The organism is Sphingomonas psychrotolerans (assembly GCF_002796605.1).
GTDB lineage: Bacteria > Pseudomonadota > Alphaproteobacteria > Sphingomonadales > Sphingomonadaceae > Sphingomonas > Sphingomonas psychrotolerans.
This window is the reverse complement of sequence record NZ_CP024923.1, coordinates 4,603,664-4,623,818: the sequence shown is the minus strand read 5'-3', so window position 1 is coordinate 4,623,818 and position 20,155 is coordinate 4,603,664. Positions and strand designations below refer to the sequence as shown.

Annotated in this window: 24 protein-coding genes; 17 read left to right on the top strand and 7 right to left on the bottom strand. The window is 65.7% G+C overall.

Annotated features, from left to right (window positions below):
* Position 1: 1 nt before the first annotated feature.
* From CVN68_RS21010 to CVN68_RS21000, 3 genes are read right to left on the bottom strand one after another with little or no spacing between them, the layout of a single operon-like run.
* On the bottom strand, positions 2-433 hold the full coding sequence (locus CVN68_RS21010; RefSeq protein WP_100283919.1) for a hypothetical protein: 432 nt from the start codon (positions 431-433) through the stop codon (positions 2-4).
* Entirely contained in the window at positions 430-1,512 is a 1,083-nt protein-coding gene (locus tag CVN68_RS21005) for an HAD family acid phosphatase (protein WP_233503468.1), read from the bottom strand. Before CVN68_RS21005 ends, CVN68_RS21010 begins: the two co-directional genes overlap by 4 nt.
* Positions 1,509-2,216 (bottom strand): CoA transferase subunit A, encoded by a 708-nt coding sequence (locus CVN68_RS21000; RefSeq protein WP_100283918.1) that lies wholly within the window; start codon positions 2,214-2,216, stop codon positions 1,509-1,511. The genes CVN68_RS21005 and CVN68_RS21000 overlap by 4 nt, the downstream gene beginning before the upstream one ends.
* A gap of 304 nt (positions 2,217-2,520) precedes the next feature.
* On the opposite strand from CVN68_RS21000, the gene CVN68_RS20995 reads away from it, so the two are divergent.
* The 3 genes from CVN68_RS20995 to CVN68_RS20985 all read left to right on the top strand — a co-directional run bounded on the left by CVN68_RS20995 (position 2,521) and on the right by CVN68_RS20985 (position 5,059).
* On the top strand, positions 2,521-3,039 hold the full coding sequence (locus CVN68_RS20995) for an outer membrane protein (protein WP_100283917.1): 519 nt from the start codon (positions 2,521-2,523) through the stop codon (positions 3,037-3,039).
* Between the two features lie 87 nt (positions 3,040-3,126).
* Positions 3,127-4,779: a thiamine pyrophosphate-binding protein gene (locus tag CVN68_RS20990; protein WP_100283916.1), complete on the top strand. Its 1,653-nt coding sequence runs from the start codon at positions 3,127-3,129 to the stop codon at positions 4,777-4,779.
* 40 nt (positions 4,780-4,819) lie between these two features.
* Positions 4,820-5,059 (top strand): hypothetical protein, encoded by a 240-nt coding sequence (locus CVN68_RS20985; protein WP_100283915.1) that lies wholly within the window; start codon positions 4,820-4,822, stop codon positions 5,057-5,059.
* Between the two features lie 61 nt (positions 5,060-5,120).
* Here CVN68_RS20985 and CVN68_RS20980 read toward each other — a convergent pair whose 3' ends face one another.
* A complete protein-coding gene (locus tag CVN68_RS20980; RefSeq protein WP_100283914.1) occupies positions 5,121-5,291 on the bottom strand; it encodes a CsbD family protein in 171 nt (56 codons plus the stop codon).
* A gap of 92 nt (positions 5,292-5,383) precedes the next feature.
* Between CVN68_RS20980 and CVN68_RS20975 the strand changes: the two genes are divergently transcribed.
* On the top strand, positions 5,384-5,980 hold the full coding sequence (locus CVN68_RS20975; RefSeq protein WP_100283913.1) for a class I SAM-dependent DNA methyltransferase: 597 nt from the start codon (positions 5,384-5,386) through the stop codon (positions 5,978-5,980).
* A 300-nt stretch (positions 5,981-6,280) separates the two neighbouring features.
* Here CVN68_RS20975 and CVN68_RS24105 read toward each other — a convergent pair whose 3' ends face one another.
* The gene (locus CVN68_RS24105) at positions 6,281-6,694 is read right to left on the bottom strand and encodes a hypothetical protein (protein ID WP_233503467.1); all 414 of its coding nucleotides are present in this window, start codon (positions 6,692-6,694) and stop codon (positions 6,281-6,283) included.
* Between the two features lie 208 nt (positions 6,695-6,902).
* Between CVN68_RS24105 and CVN68_RS20965 the strand changes: the two genes are divergently transcribed.
* A complete protein-coding gene (locus CVN68_RS20965) occupies positions 6,903-7,976 on the top strand; it encodes a calcium:proton antiporter (protein WP_100283911.1) in 1,074 nt (357 codons plus the stop codon).
* Between the two features lie 154 nt (positions 7,977-8,130).
* Here the strand turns inward: CVN68_RS20965 and thiS are convergent, their stop codons facing one another.
* The gene (gene thiS / locus CVN68_RS20960; protein WP_100283910.1) at positions 8,131-9,138 is read right to left on the bottom strand and encodes a sulfur carrier protein ThiS; all 1,008 of its coding nucleotides are present in this window, start codon (positions 9,136-9,138) and stop codon (positions 8,131-8,133) included.
* A gap of 41 nt (positions 9,139-9,179) precedes the next feature.
* Complete coding sequence (locus tag CVN68_RS20955) at positions 9,180-9,734, bottom strand: hypothetical protein (RefSeq protein WP_100283909.1); 555 nt, start codon at positions 9,732-9,734, stop codon at positions 9,180-9,182.
* 133 nt (positions 9,735-9,867) lie between these two features.
* On the opposite strand from CVN68_RS20955, the gene aroQ reads away from it, so the two are divergent.
* The 12 genes from aroQ (at position 9,868) to bfr (ending at position 20,125) form a co-directional block, all read left to right on the top strand.
* Entirely contained in the window at positions 9,868-10,302 is a 435-nt protein-coding gene (aroQ, locus tag CVN68_RS20950; RefSeq protein ID WP_100283908.1) for a type II 3-dehydroquinate dehydratase, read from the top strand.
* A gap of 35 nt (positions 10,303-10,337) precedes the next feature.
* Positions 10,338-10,808, top strand: coding sequence for an acetyl-CoA carboxylase biotin carboxyl carrier protein (gene accB, locus CVN68_RS20945; protein WP_100283907.1), 471 nt, complete (start codon positions 10,338-10,340; stop codon positions 10,806-10,808).
* A gap of 2 nt (positions 10,809-10,810) precedes the next feature.
* The gene (accC, locus tag CVN68_RS20940) at positions 10,811-12,163 is read left to right on the top strand and encodes an acetyl-CoA carboxylase biotin carboxylase subunit (protein ID WP_100283906.1); all 1,353 of its coding nucleotides are present in this window, start codon (positions 10,811-10,813) and stop codon (positions 12,161-12,163) included.
* Entirely contained in the window at positions 12,160-12,495 is a 336-nt protein-coding gene (arsC, locus tag CVN68_RS20935) for an arsenate reductase (glutaredoxin) (protein ID WP_100283905.1), read from the top strand. Before accC ends, arsC begins: the two co-directional genes overlap by 4 nt.
* Positions 12,492-13,946 carry a phospholipase D-like domain-containing protein gene (locus tag CVN68_RS20930; RefSeq protein WP_100283904.1) on the top strand — a complete coding sequence of 485 codons (1,455 nt, stop codon included), beginning with the start codon at positions 12,492-12,494 and terminating at the stop codon, positions 13,944-13,946. Before arsC ends, CVN68_RS20930 begins: the two co-directional genes overlap by 4 nt.
* Before the next feature lie 129 nt (positions 13,947-14,075).
* Complete coding sequence (locus tag CVN68_RS20925; protein ID WP_100283903.1) at positions 14,076-14,459, top strand: hypothetical protein; 384 nt, start codon at positions 14,076-14,078, stop codon at positions 14,457-14,459.
* A gap of 140 nt (positions 14,460-14,599) precedes the next feature.
* Positions 14,600-16,819: a phosphoribosylformylglycinamidine synthase subunit PurL gene (gene purL, locus CVN68_RS20920; RefSeq protein WP_100283902.1), complete on the top strand. Its 2,220-nt coding sequence runs from the start codon at positions 14,600-14,602 to the stop codon at positions 16,817-16,819.
* Between the two features lie 71 nt (positions 16,820-16,890).
* The gene (locus CVN68_RS20915) at positions 16,891-17,316 is read left to right on the top strand and encodes a DUF3052 family protein (protein ID WP_100283901.1); all 426 of its coding nucleotides are present in this window, start codon (positions 16,891-16,893) and stop codon (positions 17,314-17,316) included.
* 37 nt (positions 17,317-17,353) lie between these two features.
* Positions 17,354-18,028, top strand: coding sequence for a nitroreductase family protein (locus CVN68_RS20910; protein ID WP_100283900.1), 675 nt, complete (start codon positions 17,354-17,356; stop codon positions 18,026-18,028).
* A gap of 10 nt (positions 18,029-18,038) precedes the next feature.
* Entirely contained in the window at positions 18,039-19,304 is a 1,266-nt protein-coding gene (locus tag CVN68_RS20905) for a DUF418 domain-containing protein (RefSeq protein WP_100283899.1), read from the top strand.
* Between the two features lie 76 nt (positions 19,305-19,380).
* The gene (locus CVN68_RS20900; RefSeq protein ID WP_100283898.1) at positions 19,381-19,551 is read left to right on the top strand and encodes a (2Fe-2S)-binding protein; all 171 of its coding nucleotides are present in this window, start codon (positions 19,381-19,383) and stop codon (positions 19,549-19,551) included.
* 91 nt (positions 19,552-19,642) lie between these two features.
* Positions 19,643-20,125, top strand: a complete 483-nt coding sequence (bfr, locus tag CVN68_RS20895; protein WP_100284582.1) for a bacterioferritin — start codon at positions 19,643-19,645, stop codon at positions 20,123-20,125.
* The last annotated feature ends 30 nt before the right edge of the window (positions 20,126-20,155 follow it).

Sequence of the window (20,155 nt, the reverse complement as noted above, 5' to 3'; positions counted from 1 at the left end):
GTCATAATTGGTTCCAGCCGCGGCGCAGTCCGACCGCGTGCACCAGCCCCATCGCGAGCACGATTCCAGCCGACCACAAGGCGAAGGTTTGAGACAGGTCCGGCCGGCCCAGCAATTCCGGGCGGAACATCAGTCCGCGCAGCAGATATATTGCGGTTATCCCGATCAGGGCGAGGCGCAACAAGGGCATACGACGGATCACCCCCGCCCCGGCGAGTGCATAAGCGGCCCAGATCGTCAGCCCGGCCGCAATTGCGACCGTGACGAGCACCGGCTGCCACGCGCCGCGTTCGACAGCGTGCACCACCTGTGGCGGCGCTCCGACTGCGCGATACCAGGCGCTACCCCCTGCTATGCAGGCGAGATGCACCAGCGCAGCCAGCCCGCTCGCGATGCCGCCGGCCAGCAGCCACGGATTGCGATCGAGCCTCACCGCGGTGCCGCGCCCGGATCGGTCCAGCGCGCGTCTGGCGGGAAGATGTCGTCGAGGCCGCCCTTGAGTGCCGTGCCGTAGACCGGGTTGGGCAGCATGAACCAGCCGGCACCCCATAGCGGGGCGAGCAAGGTCCCGCCGACGGTGTTGCGCCGGGCGGCGATGCTTGCATCGGGAGCATTGAACAGGTCGCTGAAATCGCCGAGCTGATCGCCGGCCATCGCGACGATACAGTAACGCCCGGCGATCTTCTGGCGGCGCGAATCCTTGCCGCTGGGCTCGCCCTCGCCGCGCAGCCACAAGGTGTCGAACAGCGCCGCCGGGCCGAGGCCGGCATGATCGAGCGCGGCCGCGGTCTGCGCCGCGCTGGCGGCGGAGCGGTTGGAATTGAAGATCACGGTGAAGCCTTCGCGCCGGGCGGCGGCGAGCGCCTCGGCCGCGCCGGGAACCGCCGCGACCTTATCGGCGCCGGTCTGCTCCCAGCGGCTCCAGCGTGCGGCATCGTAGCCGCCGCCGCTTGCCGCCTCGTCGCGTTCGTAGCCGAGATTGAGCAAAGCGGTCTCGTCAATGTCGAGCACCACGGCGAGCGGCCGCTTGCCGCAGGTTTCGAAGCGCGGATTGTCGAGCGTCGATCCGGGCGTGAGCACCACCGAGCGGATCTGCGACTTGTCGCGGCGATAGCCGATCTCGACCTTCAGATAATTCCACAGCGCTTGATACGCCTGAAGGCTGAGCGCCGCGGCCTCACCCGAGCCATAGAGATATTGCATTGCCGGCGGCGCATTGCCGCCAGTTGGGGCCGCGGCCGCGGGGGCGCCGCTCGGTGGAGGCAGCGCGGTGAGCGTAGTGATCTCGACCTTGCTGCCGTCCGCCGCAGTGAAAACCTGCCCCGGCTTGGGCGTCGGCTGCGCCTGCTGCCGCGCGCGTTCGCGCTTCGACGCGCGGCTCTGTTTGCTGGCCTTGAACACGCCGGCGCCCGCGGCGAGCGGCGCGGCGACCATCGCAGCAGCGCAGCCAGAGAGCAGGATCCCCCCCGCCGCGGCAAGCGCGAAACCGGCAGGAAGGCGCCCGGAGATCACGCCGCCTCGCGGGCGCGCACGGTGCGGAACTCGATCTTCTTGTCGTAGGGCGCGCCGACGATCAGCCGCTTCACATAGATGCCGGGCAAGTGGATCGCATCGGGATCGAGGCTGCCGACGGGAACGACTTCCTCGACCTCGGCGACGCAGATCTTGCCCGCCGTGGCCATCGGCTGGTTGAAGTTGCGCGCGGTCTTGCGGAAGATGAGATTGCCGCTCTCGTCGGCCTTCCAGCCCTTGATGATCGCCAGGTCGGCACGGATGCCGCGTTCGAGGATAAATTCCTCGCCGTCGAAGACCTTCACTTCCTTGCCCTCGGCGACCTGGGTGCCGACGCCGGTCTTCGTATAAAAGCCCGGGATCCCGGCGCCGCCCGCCCGGCAGCGTTCGGCGAGCGTGCCCTGCGGGCAGAACTCGACCTCGAGCTCGCCCGAGAGATATTGGCGCTCGAACTCCTTATTCTCGCCGACATAGGACGAGATCATCTTCTTGACCTGGCGCGAACGGAGCAGCTTGCCGAGGCCTTCATTGTCGATCCCGGCATTGTTCGAGGCGATGGTGAGGTCCTTGACTCCCGCGGCCTGGATCGCGTCGATCAGCCGCTCGGGGATGCCGCACAGGCCGAAGCCGCCGGCACACAGAGTCATGCCGTCGAACAGCAGCCCTTCCAGCGCTGCCTCGGCGTTGGGATAGAGCTTCTTCATGGCGCGATTCTCTCCTGACCTGCCCGGGCGATAATCCGCCCCTGCCCGGCCGGTCAAGCGAACCTGAACCGGCTTTCAACTTTGCTTTTGTTTGCGTCGCAACCTTGGCTGCCGCGCGACAGCTTCCTATATGATGCGCGCCCGTAATAGATGCCGAAAATAGCAGATGTTGCAGAATAGTTACGGTGACAAATTTGTTACCGCACTGCAGCATTGCAGACATTGACCCTAAAATTTTCAAACCTACGTAGCGCTCCCCGGCCCTTTTCTGGGACCGGGATAGTATAGTACGAAGGATAAAATAATGCGTTTGTTCGCAGTGTCGGCGCTTGCCCTCGCAACTCTTGCCACGCCCGCTTTTGCTCAGGAAGCGACCTCAACTTTCACTGGCCCGCGCGCTGAAGTCGTCGCCGGCTGGGATCATGTCGGCAGCTCCGGCGAGGGTGCATCGGGCTTCACTTATGGTGGTGCGCTTGGCTATGATGCGCAGATCGGCAGTGCCGTGATCGGCGCCGAAGCCGAGATCACCGGCTCGACCACCGAGGAAGATGGCGCCAGCGCCGGTCGTGACCTCTATGTCGGCGGCCGCATCGGTTTCGTCGCGCTGCCGAATACGCTGCTTTACGCCAAGGGCGGCCTGACCAACGCGCGCGTCAACATCGACGGCCTCGGCTCGGTCAACACCGACGGCTATCGCTTTGGCGGCGGCGTCGAGCACAATTTCGGCCGCTTCTACGGCAAGGTCGAGTATCGCTATTCGCGCTACGAAGAGATCGATCTCAATCGCGACCAGGTGATGGCGGGCCTCGGCATCCGCTTCTGATCGTCTGATCACAGCAGGTTTGGGCCGCGCGGGCATTTGCTCGCGCGGCCCTTTTGCATTCGGAGCGCGCCACGGTAGGAAAGCGACATGACCAAGCTTCGCACCGGCGGCCGCATCCTCGTCGACAATCTCCTGGCGCAGGGCTGCGACCGCATCTTCCACGTCCCGGGAGAGAGCTTCCTCGCCGTACTCGATGCACTGCATGACACGCCCGAAATCGACCTCGTCACGTGCCGGCAGGAAGGCGGCGTCGGCTTCATGGCATGCGCCGACGGGGCGATGACCGGGCGCCCGGGCGTTGCTTTCGTCACACGCGGGCCGGGGGCGACCAATGCCTCGATCGGTGTGCACGTCGCGATGCAGGATTCGCAGCCGATGCTGCTGTTCATCGGCGATGTCGACCGCGGCATGCGCGACCGCGAAGGATTTCAGGAAGTCGACTTCCCCGCTTTTTTCGGCCCCATCGCAAAATGGGCGACGCGGATCGAGGATGCGGCGCGGATTCCGGAATATGTCGCGCGGGCGTGGAATGTGGCCACAAGCGGTCGGCCGGGGCCGGTGGTGATCGCGCTGCCCGAGGACATGCTGTGCGACGTGGTCGAAGCAGTCGATCGTCCGCCTTTGCCGCGAATCACCCAGGCACCCGACCGGCACGCGATGCAGGCCCTGGCGGGGCTGATCAAGCAAGCCGAACGGCCCGTCGCCATCGTCGGCGGCGCCGGGTGGACCGCAGCGGCGGGCGCGACCTTCGCCAGCTTCGCCGAGCGGATCGGGCTGCCGGTGGCGGCAGCGTTCCGGCGACAGGACGCGCTGCCCGCCGGTGCATCGGTCTATGCGGGCAATCTTGGTTATGGACCCAATCCGAAGCTGGTCTCGCGGATCAGAGGCGCGGACCTGATCCTCGCGGTGGGTGCGCGGCTAGGCGAGGCGACCACCGACGGCTATTCGCTGATCACCCCCGACCATCCTGGCCAGACGCTGATCCATGTCCATCCCGATCCCAACGAACTCGGCCGGGTCTACCGCGCCGATGTCGCGATCTGCGCCGACATGGCGAGCTTCGCCGGAGCCGCGGGACTAGAGAATATCGGCGCGGTCAAAGGCGGTGCGGCCGCCGAGGCGCATGCCGAATGGCTCGAATGGTCGACACCGAAGCCGCGCGGGGGCGCCACGCTCGATCTCGGCCAGTGCGTCGCGGCGATGCGCGCAGCGATGCCGGCGGACACGATCCTCTGCAACGGCGCGGGCAATTTCTCAAGCTGGTGGCATCGTTATTGGCCCTATGGCGCCCAGCCCTCGCAGCTTGCCCCCACGGCCGGCGCGATGGGCTATGGCGTTCCCGCCGCCGTCGCCGCCAAGCTGCGTGCCCCGGAGCGGCAGGTCGTCGCGCTGGCGGGCGACGGCGATTTCATGATGAACGGACAGGAACTCGCGACTGCGATCCAGCACAATGCCGACATCCTCGTGCTCGTCATCGACAACGGTGCCTATGGCACCATCCGCATGCATCAGGAGCGTGAATATCCGGCGCGGCTTTCGGGCACGAAGCTGCACAATCCGGACTTCGCCGCGCTCGGCCGGGCCTATGGCTGCTGGACCGAGACGGTAGAGCGAACCGAGGAATTCGCGCCCGCGCTGGCGCGTGCTCTGGCCGAGACCGGGGTGCGGCTGCTCCACCTCAAGACCGATGTGGAATTCATCACCCCGGGAACGACAATCACTGCGCTCCGCGACCGCTAACCGGTTCCGAAGCCTCTATAATGGGGGCAAGGAGACTGACATGGGTTGGAAGACGGCGCACATCGGCAAGGAAGGCGATCAGTTCGCGGTTTCCGGTGTGAGAGTGTGGCAGCAGGAATGGCGTTGGCTCGGCGGCAAGACCGTTATGCTGCCCAATCCGCTCGAACCGGTAGAGACGCAATCGTTCATGATCTGCGAGGTCGGCACTCCGAATCGGCCGATCCGCTTCGCAGCGAGCAAGCTGGGGAGCGGGCTGTGGTCGTTCTACGTCCCTGACTGAATGACAAAGGGCGGCCTCTTGCGAGACCGCCCTTCGGAATTCGAGGTTCGCCGCGGCGACGTCAGACGTCGTCGCCGAGCGCACCCTTGACCTTGCCGGCGAGCTGCTGGCCCTTGCCCTTGAGCTCCTGCGCGGCGCCTTCGTCGCGAGTCTCGGGATTGTTGCTCTCCTGCTTGATCTTGCCGGCCGCCTCGTTGAGGTTGCCCTTGATCTTGTCGACGAGTTCACCCATGATTTCAAACTCCTGGCCGCGAACCGGCGCGTGACTGCGCCTCGTACTAGCGTGCATCCCAATAACGGTTCGCGCGGGACGGGGTTCCTGAAATGCCCGATCGGATTGCCGAACATTATGAGCGCCACGCCCATGCGTTCGACGAAGCACGCCGCAAGAACTTCGTCGAGAAGAGCTGGCTCGACCGCTTCCTGCTGGGCGTCCCCAAGGGAGGGCAGGTGCTCGACCTCGGCTGCGGCGCGGGCGAGCCGATCGCCCGCTATCTGATCGACCGCGAGCGGCAGCTGACCGGAGTCGATGCCTCCGAAGCGATGATCACATTGGCCCGGACCCGGTTCGGGCGGCACCGCTGGATCTGCGGCGACATGCGCGACGTCGCGATGGAGGGCCCGTTCCACGGAGTGATCGCGTGGGACAGTATCTTCCACCTGCGTCCGGAGGAGCAGGCGGCGATGGTGGTCAAGGCTGCGCAATGGCTGGAGCCGGGCGGCGCCTTTCTGTTCAACACCGGTTCGGCGCGCGACGAGACGATCGGCTGCCAGTTCGGCGACGAATTGTACCACGCCAGCCTCGCCCCGGCCGAATATCGCGCGCTGTTCGCGGAGCACGGGCTGCTCGAAGTGGCATTCGTGCCGCACGATCACACCACCGGCGGAAGGGCGATCTGGCTGGCGCGCAAGCGGCACTGAGGCGGTTGACTGGTTGACTAATTGACTCGTTTGCGGGTTTTTCGCGGGACGCGGCGTCGAAGCGTCCGCGACGCGACAGCTTTGCGCCGCAAACGCGACAGTCACGCGCCACCTGCGCTAGGGTTGCGCGACACCTGCGCTACCGGCGCGCCACACGCACGCGGCTGCGGCGCCTTCGACACGCACGCGCGATGCGATGCGACTCAACGACAGGAAAGAGCAGCCGGCATTACCGACCGCCCGAGGCAAGTAGAGCAAATCCTACATTGCAAGGGCGTGCCACTATGCTCGGGCTCGGGCTCAGGCGCCCGCGCTTATTTTTGCCGCGAGATTGACCGCCGCCCTGCCTTGTGTGTCCGCCGCGGCGCGCGCCATGGTTTCCCAAGTGATCGCGGAGCGCTCATGCATTTCCCGGCGATTAGGCAGGTTGGTCTTTTCGGCTGCCGCGCGCTGGGCCGCGGCGTTCGCTAGATAGGTCTCGATCGTCGTCATCGCCCCCCTATCGCCGAAATCCTCTCGCGCGTCGAATCTCGGTGTGGCTGCACGGTCAAGCTCAACAGCCGACGTTCGCAGGGCCGATCGATCGAACGGATACCGCCAGTAGCGGACATCCTGTTCAGGCAATAACATCGGCGTCAGCGCCGGACGATACGAATTGCCGCGTTTGTGCTCCTTGCGCTGCTTCCGCTCGCGTTTGCGCTGTTGATGATCCACCTTGTCGGTTGCGACCAGGGCCTGCCAAACGGCTGTGCCGGCGCGAGTATTTTGCTCATCGCGGTTATTGGGTCAAATTCAGGCGCCGTAAGCGGTTGTAGCGTCCGCTCACCGCGTCAGCCCGCCTGGCCCGTCCTGATCACGCGATTGCCGGAGAATGGTGGTTAGCTGCCATTGCGCGAATAGGGCATCTCCCTAGATTGCGACCATGCAGAAGGCGCTACAGCACTGGACATGGCTCACGCCTTTGGCTGGATGGATGATGATCCTCCTCAGCTACGGAGCCACGGTTCCCGCCCTTCCGCTGGCACTGGTCCTGATCGCAACCGTACTCGCTGCCGTGCACCATGCCGAATTGATCGCACACCGCGTGGGGGAGCCGTTTGGCACGTTTTTGCTGGCAGTGGCCGTGACGGTCATCGAGCTCGGCCTTATCGTGACACTGATGGCCGCCGCGGGCCCGGGAGCGACGACCCTCGCGCGAGATACCGTTTTCGCCGCGGTCATGATCATCCTGAATGGCCTTGTCGGTATCTGCATCTTCATCGGCGCCATCCGGTTCAAGGAGCAGGTCTTTCAGCAGACGGGCGTGAGTGCCTCGCTCGCTACCCTCTGCGCGCTGACTGTCCTTACGCTGGTGCTACCTAACTTCACCGTCAGCGAGCCCGGACCCGTCTACTCCTTCTCCCAGCTCGGCTTCGTGGCCGTTGTTTCCTTCCTTCTCTACGTGACGTTCGTCATGGTCCAGACGGTGCGCCACCGCGATTACTTCCTTCCCGACAAGGCAGTCGCAGCCGACACCGAGGTGCACGCCGAGCCTCCGTCGGTGTCGCGTGCGTGGCTGTCCTTCGCCCTTCTGCTCGCATGCCTTGGCGCGGTTGTGCTGCTGGCCAAGATGCTTTCCACGCCCATCGAAGGAGCGGTCGCTTCCGCCGGGGCTCCGCGGGCGCTGGTCGGCGTCATCATCGCAGCGCTCGTTCTGCTTCCCGAGAGCGTCGCGGCGGTCCGGGCAACGCTTGCCAACCGGCTGCAGACCAGCCTCAACCTCGGTCTGGGCTCCGCACTTGCAACGATCGGACTGACCATACCGGCAGTCGCGGCGCTCTCGATCGCCGCCGACCTCCCGATCGCGCTCGGGCTCGATACCAAGAGTGCGGTGCTGCTCTTCCTGACGCTGATCGTGTCCACCCTGAGCTTGGGCGCCGGAAAGACCACCGTCCTCCAAGGCGCCGTCCATCTGGTGATCTTCGCTGTGTATCTTTTCACGACCATCGTACCCTGACTGGCCTTTCGTTGGCCGACGTCCGGTCTTCCGGATGGCCCGGGGGATCGCCGCATGCCCGCTAGTGGGCGTTAGCTACCGGTCTGCTTTGCAAACCACCCAATCGCAAAAGATATCGCGCTCCTGCGAAGGCAGGAGCACCAGGCGCGCGGCGCTAGATCAGCCCCGCCAGCGGGCTCGACGGATCGGCATAGCGCCGTTTGGCCATGCGGCCGGCGCGGTAGGAGAGCCGGCCCGCCTCGACCGCCGCCTTCATCGCGGCGGCCATCAGGATCGGATCCTTCGCCTCGGCGATCGCGGTGTTCATCAGCACGCCGTCGCAGCCCAGCTCCATCGCCACCGCCGCGTCCGACGCCGCGCCGACGCCGGCATCGACCAGCACCGGCACCTTGGCGCCCTCGACGATCAGCCGGATCGTCACCCGGTTCTGGATGCCGAGCCCTGAGCCGATCGGCGCGCCCAGCGGCATGATCGCGACTGCGCCGACATCCTCGAGCCGCTTCGCCGCGATCGGATCGTCGACGCAATAGACCATCGGCTTGAAGCCTTCGTTCGCGAGGATCTCGGTCGCGCGCAGCGTTTCGACCATGTCGGGATAGAGCGTGCGCGCCTCGCCGAGCACTTCGAGCTTGACGAGGTCCCAGCCCCCGGCTTCGCGCGCCAGTCGCAGCGTCCGGATCGCGGACTCGGCGTCGAAGCAGCCCGCGGTGTTGGGGAGATAGGTGATCTTCTTCGGATCGATATAGTCGGTGAGCATCGGCGCGCCCGGATCGGAGACGTTGACCCGGCGCACCGCGACAGTGACGATCTCCGCGCCCGACGCTGCGACCGCCGCGGCGTTCTGCTCGAAATCCTTGTACTTGCCGGTGCCCACGATCAGCCGCGAACGGAAAGTCCGGCCCGCGACGCTCCAGCTGTCCTCGACAAGCGGGCCGGCATGGTCGCCACCCCCAACGAAATGGACGATCTCGAGCTCGTCGCCGTCGGCCACGACGACCTCGCCCAAGGTCGAGCGCGGCACCACTTCGAGATTGCGCTCGACCGCGATCTTCTCGGGCACCAGCCCGAGCTGCTCGGCGAGCTGGATGATGGTGAGGCCAGCGATCACCCGCTTGTGCTCGCCATTGACTGTTATGCTGACCGTGCCGTCCGTATGCGCCATCACTATCTCCTGCGAGGCACTTAGGCGCGGACCCGGCTTTGTCAAAGGTCTCCGGCGGCAACCACCGCATTTCGCCACACCAGCGCCGGGCGGTTCTCGCCTGCGGTGGAATCGGTCATCGGGTCTGCGGAGAGCACGCGATCGCATCTTGCGGAGTCGAAGCGCGAGATCGTGCGCGGCGCGAACACCGCGCAGGTCAGCAGGCCGCGCTTCTTGTCGCGCGCCTCAACGAGGATCACGCCGCGTTGTCCTTCGGGATAGGTGCGCATGAAGGCCTTCCGCATCATCCATTCGGGCGGAGTAACCAGCTGCGACGCGCCACGTGCGAACTGCACCATCGCCGCCCGCACCTTCCACTTGATCGCCGCTCCTCCCTTTTCCGGCAGCGTTCCCTCAGGCAACGCAATGCCTTTGCCCGCCACCAGCAGACAAGCTGCGGCGTCGATCGTCTTCGACCCGGCTGATTCGACCGTCTTGCAGGCGCGCGTCACGCCCTCCGCATCGATGGTCAGTTCCACCAATACGCCCCTGACATCGACCGGCTGCGACGGCGTGCCCGCGGTTAGCAACAGCGATAAAACGAAGGGAAGGATCATGGCGCAGCTCCCGAATGAGGCTACGCCGCTTCTGGCCGGCCAGCCTTAACAACGCGTTCGCATCGGCCTTTTGCGCTGCGCGTGACGAACCGCTAAGGAGCCCCAAGCCTCACGATCCACGGGAACCCCAGCTTTGGCCGACACGATCTACGTCCTCAACGGCCCCAACCTCAACCTGCTGGGGCTGCGCGAGCCGGAGATCTACGGCTCGGACACGCTGGACGACATTGCGGGCCGGATGGAAGATCGCGCGAAAGAGCTCGATCTCGAGATCGACCTGCGCCAGTCGAACCATGAGGGGCACCTCATCGACTGGCTCCACGAAGCGCAGGCCCGGGGCGCCAAGGCCGTCATCCTCAATCCGGGTGGCTACACGCACACTTCGATCGCGTTGCACGATGCCGTCAAGAGCGTCACGACGCCGGTGATCGAGGTTCATCTTTCCAACCCGCATGCGCGCGAGGACTTCCGACACACCAGCTATGTCGGTCGTGCCGCGCGCGGAACCATCGCGGGCTTCGGCGCGCTGTCGTACATGCTTGCGCTTGAAGCCGCGGCGCGTCTCTGACATGAGCCCGCGTTTCATCGGATAAAAGGGTCGCAATGGCCGAAGATACCAAACAAGGGGCGATGCATGTCGATATCGAGCTGGTTCGCCAGCTCGCCGCCGTGCTCGACGAGACGCAGCTTACCGAAATCGAAGTAGAAGACGGCGAACGCCGCGTGCGCGTGGCACGGACGGTGACGGCCGCGCCGGCGATGCAATATGCCCCACCGGCCGCCGCGCCCGCCGCAGCCGCGCCGGCCGCTGACGTGGGCGCCCCGGCGCCTGCCGCCGCAGTGAACGCAGTCAAGTCGCCGATGGTCGGCACGGCCTATCTCAAGCCCAATCCCGAGGCGAAGCACTTCGTTTCGGTGGGCGACAAGGTCGCCGCTGGCGATACGCTGCTGATCATCGAGGCGATGAAGGTGATGAACGCGATTCACGCGCCCGCCGCGGGCACGGTCAAGGCGATCCTGATCGAGAACGGCCAGCCGGTCGAGTTCGATCAGCCGCTCGTGGTCGTCGAGTAAGCATGGCCGAAATCAAGAAGCTGCTGATCGCCAATCGCGGCGAGATCGCGCTGCGCATCCACCGTGCCTGTCACGAGATGGGGATCAAGACCGTCGCGGTGCACTCGACCGCCGACTCGGACGCGATGCACGTCCGTCTCGCCGATGAGGCGATCTGCATCGGGCCGCCGAGCGCGACCGAGAGCTATCTCAACATCCCCAACATCATCTCGGCCGCCGAAATCTCGGGCGCCGACGCGATCCACCCGGGGTACGGCTTCCTCTCGGAGAACGCCCAGTTCGCCGAGATCGTCGAAGCGCACGGGATCATCTTCGTCGGGCCAAAGCCCGAGCATATCCGCACGATGGGCGACAAGATCGAGGCCAAGCGCACCGCGGGCGCGCTCGGCCTGCCGCTCGTCCCGGGCTCGGACGGCGCGATCAGCGATCTGGCCGAAGCCAAGGAAATCGCGGCCAAGGCCGGCTATCCGGTGATCATCAAGGCGGCTTCCGGCGGCGGCGGGCGCGGCATGAAGGTGTGCACGTCCGAGGACCAGCTCGAGACCTTGATGCAACAGGCGGGCAGCGAGGCGAAGGCCGCGTTCGGCGACGCCACCGTCTATCTCGAGAAATATCTCGGCAATCCGCGCCATATCGAGATCCAGGTGTTCGGCGACGGCAACGGCAATGCCGTCCATCTCGGCGAGCGCGACTGCTCGCTCCAGCGCCGTCACCAGAAGGTGCTCGAGGAAGCCCCCTCCCCGGTGCTCGGCCAGGCCGATCGCGAGCGGATCGGCGGCGTCTGCGCCAAGGCGATGGCCGATATGGGCTATCGCGGCGCGGGGACGATCGAGTTCCTGTGGGAGAATGGCGAGTTCTACTTCATCGAGATGAACACCCGGCTGCAGGTCGAGCATCCGGTGACCGAGATGATCACCGGGCTCGATCTGGTCCGCGAGCAGATCCGCGTGGCGGAAGGCCATGGCCTGTCGTGCGAGCAACACCAGATCCAGTTTCGCGGCCACGCGATCGAATGCCGGATCAACGCCGAGGATCCGCGCACCTTCGCGCCATCACCGGGCACCGTGCAGCAGTTCCACGCCCCCGGCGGGATGCACGTCCGCGTCGATTCGGGGCTCTACGCCGGCTATAAGGTGCCGCCTTATTACGACAGCATGATCGCCAAGCTGATCGTCTATGGCTCGACGCGCGAACGCTGCCTGATGCGGCTGCGCCGCGCGCTCGAGGAGTTCGTGATCAGCGGCATGAAGACCACCATCCCGCTCCATCAGGCTTTGCTCGACGACCCCGAATTCCAGCAGGGCGCGTACACGATCAAGTGGCTCGAAGAGTGGCTGGCGAAGCAGGAAGCGTGAAAGCCACGATCTACCACAATCCGCGCTGCTCGAAATCGCGCGAGGCGCTGGCGATCCTGCAGGAGGCCGGCGCCGAGGTCGAGGTGGTCGAATATCTCAAGACCCCGCCCTCGCGCGCGAAGCTGGCAGCGCTCTATGCCCGCGCCGGGATCAGCCCGCGCGCCGGGCTGCGGATCGCCGAGGATGGCGCCAAGCCGCTCAAGTCCGCCGACGGCGATACCATCCTCGATGCGATGATGGTCGATCCGCTGCTGATCGAACGCCCGCTGGTCGAAACCGAAAAGGGCGTTCGGCTCGGCCGACCACCGGAGAAGGTGCGCGAGATCCTGTGACGGCCGGCAACGTGGTCCGCCCCGGCCATAATGCGTGGCGCGTCGAGCATGCCGACCGCGTGTCGGTGATCGTCGATGCCGAGGATTATTTCCGCGCCGCGCGCGATGCGATGCTGGAGGCGAAGCGCCAGATTCTGCTGATCGGCTGGGACTTCGACGCGCGAATCCGGCTGGCGGAGGCTTCGGATGCTGCGCCGGACGCGCCCGAGCAGGTCGGACCGTTCATCACCTGGCTCGCCCGGCGCAATCCGGAGCTCGAAATCTATCTGCTGCGCTGGGATGTCGGCGCGCTGAAGACCTATTTGCGACCCAGGACCTTGAGCACCACGATGCGCTGGATGCTCCATCCGCGCATCCATCCACGGCTCGACAGCAGCCACCCGCCGGGTGCGTCGCATCACCAGAAGATCGTCGTGATCGACGATTGCCTCGCTTTCTGTGGCGGCATCGACATGACCAACAAGCGCTGGGACACGCGCGGGCATCGCGACGACGAGCCCGGCCGCGTCGACCCGGATGGCGCGACCTATATGCCGTGGCATGACGCTTCCACGGCGCTGCAGGGTCCGGTGGCGCGGGCGCTGGGCGAGCTCTGCCGCGAACGTTGGGAATTGTCGGGCGGCAAGCCGATCGCCCCGCCGCCCGCCCGCGCGGCGTGCTGGCCCGAAATCCTGACGCCGCATTTCACGGACGTGCCCGCGGCGATCTCGCGCACCCAACCCGAGATGAAGGGAGTCGAAGCCGTCCATGAGATCGAGCAGCTCTATCTCGACCTGATCGCCCGCGCCGAGCAATGGATCTATGCCGAGAGCCAATATTTCGCCTCGCGCCGCATCGCCGAGGCGATTGCAAGACGCCTCGACGAGCCCGACGGCCCCGAGATCGTCATCGTCAATCCCGAACAGGCCGATGGCTGGCTCGAGCAAGTCGCGATGGACACGGCGCGCGCCCGGCTGGTCGAGGCGCTGCGCAGGCGCGACACGCATGGCCGGCTGCGGATCTACCACCCGTTCACTGCGGGCGGCGCGCCGATCTATGTCCACGCCAAGATATTGGTGATCGACGATCTGGTGCTGCGAGTCGGCTCGTCCAACTTCAACAATCGCTCGCTGCGGCTCGATACCGAGTGCGACGTGACGATCGAGGCGGGGCCGGCGGAGGCGGCGAAGCGCGGTCATATCGTCTCGATCCGCAACGGCCTGCTGGCGGAGCATCTCGGCTGCACCCCCGAGGAGGTCGCAGAAGCGATCGAGAGCGAGTCGCTGATCGCGGCGATCGAGCGACTGCGCCAGCGCGGCAGCAAGACGCTGCGGCCATACGAAGTCCCCGATCTCGAGGGCGTGACCGCGTGGCTCGCCGATCACGAGGTGCTCGATCCCGAGAACCCCGAGGATCTGTTCGAGCCGATCGCCGGCGGCGGGCTGTTCCGGTGGCTGCGCAAGCCGCAGTAGCGGACCTGCCGCCCTGATCGCGCCGAGCTGTGCCCTCTGCGCGCCCGCTGCAGCCGCAGCGATTGATTCCCGAACGCCGGGTGGCGAGACTGGTCGGAACGCCTCGGCGCCTCATACCAGGGACCGCGCATGCTACCGGATCTGCTGTTTGCGCTTCTCGTCCTCGGCGCGTCGGCGAACATGACCTCCGAGAACGCTGTGGACACCGGTCCCGCCCGCGACATCCAGCGCGGGTCGCGCCCCTGTTCGATGGATGCGCTCTGTCCGGCGGCGAAGCGGCGCATGATCAGCGAGTATAACCGTCGGAAAAGCGACGAGGGCGAGGCGAAGGCGAATGCCTGGGCTATGGAGGAAGGAAACCGCTTCCGCAGGCAGCTCGTCGCCGAGGGGGTGTGCCCGCCCCTGGCAGCGGAAGGTAGCCAGCCCGCTGCGGCGAAAAGCCCGACGGCAAGCCGCCTCTGCGCAACCGCCAGGGCAAGACCTGCAAGAATGTCGGCGTGGAGAATCGGATGATCCCGAACTTCGGCGGGGCGCCCATGACGATGGTTCTGGTTCCGGTGTGCAAGGACTGACTGGATCGGCCACCGCGAACGCAGCATGCAAGATCACACCGGGGATGACGAACCGCGATACCCCCGCTAAAGCCCCGCGGCATGACCCAGATCACGCCTGAGATCGTCGCCGAGCACGGCCTGTCCCCCGAGGAATATGCGCGCGTCCTGCACGCGATGGGCCGCGAGCCCAATCTGACCGAATTGGGCATCTTCAGCGTGATGTGGTCCGAGCATTGCAGCTACAAATCGAGCCGCATCCATTTGAAGAAGCTGCCGACCACCGGCCCGCAAGTGATCTGCGGCCCGGGCGAGAATGCCGGCGTGGTCGATATCGGCGACGGGCAGGCGGCGATCTTCAAGATGGAGAGCCACAACCACCCCTCGTATATCGAGCCCTATCAGGGCGCGGCGACGGGCGTCGGCGGGATCCTGCGCGACGTGTTCACGATGGGCGCGCGGCCGGTGGCCAACATGAACGCGCTGCGTTTCGGGCGGCCCGATCATCCCAAGATGCGCCATCTGATCGCCGGCGTGGTCCACGGCATCGGCGGCTATGGCAATTGCGTCGGCGTGCCGACGGTGGGCGGCGAAGTGAACTTCCACCCGGCCTATGACGGCAACATCCTCGTCAACGCGATGACCGTCGGCGTCGCCGATCAGGACAAGATCTTCTATTCGGCCGCCTCCGGCATCGGCAATTCGATCGTCTATGTCGGCTCCAAGACCGGCCGCGACGGCATTCACGGCGCAACGATGGCGAGCGCGGACTTCGGCGAGGATTCGGAAGAGAAGCGCCCCACCGTCCAGGTCGGCGACCCGTTCACCGAGAAGTTGCTGATCGAGGCGTGCCTCGAGCTGATGGCCAGCGACGCGATCGTCGCGATCCAGGACATGGGCGCCGCGGGCCTGACCTCCTCTTCGGTCGAGATGGCGAGCAAGGGCGGCGTCGGCATTGAGTTGATCATGGACGACGTGCCGCAGCGCGAAACCGGCATGACTCCGTACGAGATGATGCTGAGCGAGAGCCAGGAGCGCATGCTGATGGTCCTCAAGCCCGGCCGCGAGGATTTCGCCGAGGCGATCTTCCGCAAATGGGAGCTGGATTTCGCAGTGATCGGCCATGTCACCGATACCGGCCGGATGGTGCTAAAATGGAAGGGCGAGGTCGTCGCCGACATTCCACTGGCCCCGCTCGCCGACGACGCACCGCTTTATGATCGCCCGCACGTGCCGACCCCGAAGCGCGCGCCGCTGACCGACCTGCCCGAAAGCAAGGATCCGGCCGCGGACCTGGTCAAGCTGATGGGCTCGCCCGACATCGCCAGCCGCCGCTGGATCTGGGAGCAATATGACCACATGGTCGGTGCCGACACCGTCCAGCGCCCGGGCGGCGACGCCGCTGTGGTCCGCGTCCATGGCACGCAAAAGGGCCTCGCGATCACCACCGACTGCACCCCGCGTTATTGCTTTGCCGATCCTGTCGAGGGCGGCCGCCAGGCAGTTGCGGAGGCATGGCGGAACCTGACTTCGGTCGGCGCCAATCCGCTCGCGGTGACCAACTGCCTCAACTTCGCCAATCCGCAGCGCCCCGAGATCATGGGTCAGATCGTCGGCTGCCTCGAAGGCATGTCGGAGGCGTGCATCGCGCTCGACTTCCCGATCGTCTCGGGCAATGTCAGCCTCTACAACGAGAGCAAGGCCACCGGCGGCGGCAGCGCGATCCTCCCCACCCCGGCGATCGGCGGGCTCGGGCTGCTTGCCGACTATACCAAAAGCTGCACGATCGGCTTCAAAGGCGTCGGGGACACGATCCTCGCGGTCGGCGAACGCGGCGGCGATCTCGGCCAGTCGATCTGGCTGCGCGAAATCCACGGTCGCGAGGACGGCCCCCCGCCCCCGATCGATCTCGCCGCCGAACGCCGCACCGGCGACTTCATCCGCGAACAGATCCAGAAGGGCGCGATCACTGCCTGCCACGACGTCTCCGACGGTGGGCTCGCCGTGACGGTCGCCGAAATGGCGCTGGCCTCGGGGATCGGCGCGCTGGTCAACGAGCCACAGCCCTTCGGCATCGCCGGATCGCTGTTCGGCGAGGACCAGGGACTCTACCTCGTCACCGTGTGCGATTCGTGCCTCGCCGACTTCATGGTAGACGCGCACAAGGCCGACGTTCCCGCCGACCATCTCGGCCGGACGATCAAGGAACGCGTGATCTTCGAGCTCGACGAAGGCGACTGGACGGTATCGCTCGCCGATCTCCGGGCCGCGCACGAAGGCTTCTTCCCGGCACTGATGGGCGACGACGCGGCGCTCGCCTGAGGCCGCTCGATTGCGGGGGGCTTTCCCTGCACAGAATTGCAGCTAAGGTGCCCCTTCCGGAGGGCGTCCTGATGAATGCTGGCTATTCCGAAACGTCGCTCGCCGACAAGCTCGGGCTCAAGCGCGGCATGCGTTGCTGGTTCCACAACATGCCGGGGAGCGTGCGCACGACGATCGACCCCGAAGGCGCGGAAATCGAGGAGCAGACGACCGCGTCGGACGGGCTCCAATGCGCGCATCTTTTCGTCACCGAGCGTGCCAGACTGGAACGCGAGCTCGCTGCATTGCGGCCGGTGATGGCGCAGAACGGCTTCATCTGGATTTCGTGGCCAAAAAAGGCGGCGAAAGTGGAGACCGATATCACCGAGGATGTCGTGCGTGCCGTAGCGTTACCGACCGGGCTTGTAGACACCAAGGTGTGCGCCGTCGACGACACATGGTCGGCCCTCAAGCTCGTGATACGAAAGGAAAAACGCGACCCTCCGGAAAACAGCTGACTGGCTTTTCTAAAAGGGATTGTGCACGATCTGGAATATGTTCGACCGTGAGGTGCTGCCTTGGCAGCCATATCCCAACCTGACAGATGCCGAACGCATTGCCCGCGCCCGGGCGTTCAACGCCTCGATGCAGTCGCGCCGCAGCTGCCGCGCGTTCAGCGAAGAGCCGGTGCCACGCGAAATAATCGAGGCGGCACTGGCCACGGCCGGCTCCGCCCCGAACGGCGCCAACCGCCAGCCCTGGCACTTCTGCGTGGTCTCTTCTCCCGAAGCGAAATGCGCGATTCGCATCGCCGCCGAGGAAGAGGAGCGCGCCTTTTACGACGGCCGCGCCGGGAGCGAGTGGCTCGACGCGCTGGTTCCGCTCGGCACCGGCGCCGACAAGCCGTATCTCGAGACCGCGCCTTGGCTGATCGTCGTCTTCGCCCAGCGCCGCGGCGGACCCGATCTGGACGACCTCAAGCAGAATTACTATGTCACCGAGAGCGTCGGCCTCGCCTGCGGGCTGCTGCTGGCGACGCTGCACCAGGCGGGGATCGCCACGCTCGTCCACACGCCCAATCCGATGCGCTTCCTCAACCGGGTGTGCCGCCGGCCCGATCATGAAAAGCCGCTGATGGTGATCGTCGCCGGCCATGCCGCGCCCGATGCCGTCATTCCGGCACACGCGCTCGACAAGAAGACGCTGGAGCAGATCGCCAGCTGGCTGTAGCGCTGGCCGCATGGATGCGGCCCCGCCCCCCCACGATGCGCGCGGCCCGGGCCGCCTCCCCGCGCTGGACGTGGTCCGCGGCGTCGCAGTGCTCGGCATCCTGCTGCTCAATATCGTCAGCTTCGGCCTGCCCGAGGCCGCCTATCTCAACCCGCGCGCTTATGGCGGCTGGCACGGCGCCGATCTGGCGGCGTGGTTGGTCAATTTCGTGCTCTTCGACGGCAAGATGCGCGGGCTGTTCTCGTTCCTGTTCGGCGCCTCGATGCTGCTCGTGATCGAGCGCGCGGAGGCGAGTGGGGAAAACGCGGCCAAGGTCCATTACCGGCGGATGCTGTGGCTGCTCGCCTTCGGGCTCGCGCATCTCTGGCTGATCTGGCACGGCGACATCCTCACCCATTATGCTTTGGTGGGGATGGCCGCCTTTGCGCTGCGCAATCTGCCAACCGGGCGGATGCTGGTACTGGGCGTGATGCTCGTCGCCGCCAGCACGGTGCTGTTCGCCACGATCCCGCTGATGGTCCATCACCTCCAATGCTGTGCGTCCGGTCCGGCGCAGGCAGCGGAGTATGCACGCGACCTGCAAGGCTTCGCGCGGAGCATGGGCGTGCCTTCGGCAGCCGATCTGGCACGCGAGCTGGCGCTATATCGCGGCGACTATCGCAGTATCGTCGGGGTGCGCCTCGGAGAGCATGTGGGTACGCCGCTGATCCTGCTCTGGTTCTATGGCCCGGAGACATTGGCCTATATGCTGTTCGGGATGGCGGCGTTCAGGAGCGGGTTGCTGCGCGGCGAATGGCCGCGCTACCGCTACCGGCGATGGCTGCTGATCTGCTGGGGCGTCGCCCTGCCCGCTTTCGTCGGCCTCGCTTTCTATCTCGTGCGGGAGCAGTTCAACCTGCTTCCGGTAGTGCTGGTCTGGGTGCTCACCGTGCCGCTACGCCCGCCGATGATCGTCGGCTGGGCCTGCCTGATCCTGTTGCTCGCCAGGCCCGGCGGCACGTTCACCGAACGGCTGGCGGCAGCGGGACGGATGGCGTTCACCAACTATCTCGCGACCAGCCTGATCTGCACCAGCTTGTTCTACGGCTACGGCCTCGGCTGGTTCGGGCATCTGTCACGCTGGCAGCTCTATCCGGTGGTGCTGGCGATCTGGGCGATGATATTGCTGTGGTCGAAGCCGTGGCTCGCCCGCTTCCGATTCGGGCCGCTCGAATGGGTTTGGCGCAGCCTCGCGCGGGGACGATGGCAGAGCTTTCGCGGTGCAGCCTCCGTATAACTGCGAATGCCTCGCAATACCCTTGCGAATCGGTCTCATTAGCCGTACATCCCTGCAATCGAAGCGTGAGGGTGCGATGGTCGTCTGCGTTTGCAATGCAATCCGGGAACACGATGTGCGCGAAGCGGCACGCAGTGGCGCGACCAGCGCCTGCCAGGCCTATCGCGCGCTCGGACGCAGCCCCAAATGCGGGCAATGCGTGCCGTTCGCGCGTGAGATCATCAATTCGGAACGCGCGGCTGCGTAGCGTTCGCAACTAGAAAAACCGCGGATTTCTGCGGTTTTCGCCGCGCGATTTACGCGCTATGGCCGTCCCTGCAAGCATAGGGAATATGGCCATGAAGGGCGACGCGAAAGTCCTCGAATATCTCAACGAGGTGCTCAAGAACGAGCTCACCGCGATCAACCAATATTGGTTGCACTATCGGCTGCTCGACAATTGGGGCGTCAAGAAGCTCGCCGAGCTCGAGCGCCACGAATCGATCGACGAGATGAAGCACGCCGACAAATTGGCGGAGCGCATCCTGTTTCTCGAAGGGCTTCCCAACTTCCAGTTGCTCGGGCGGCTGCGCATCGGCGAGACCGTCGAGGAGATCCTCCGCGCCGACCTCGCGGTCGAGGTCGAGGCGATCGCCGTGCTCAAGGAAGCGATCCCGCATTGCGAGGCAGTGCGCGACTTCGTCAGCCGTGATCTGTTCGCCTATATCCTCGCCAGCGAGGAAGAGCATGTCGACACGCTCGAGCGCCAGTTCGAGATGATCGCGCGGATGGGGCTGGAAAACTACATCCAGCTCAACAGCAAGGCCGAAGAAGCGAGCTAGAGATCCGCACCGCCGTGCTCCGGCGAAGGC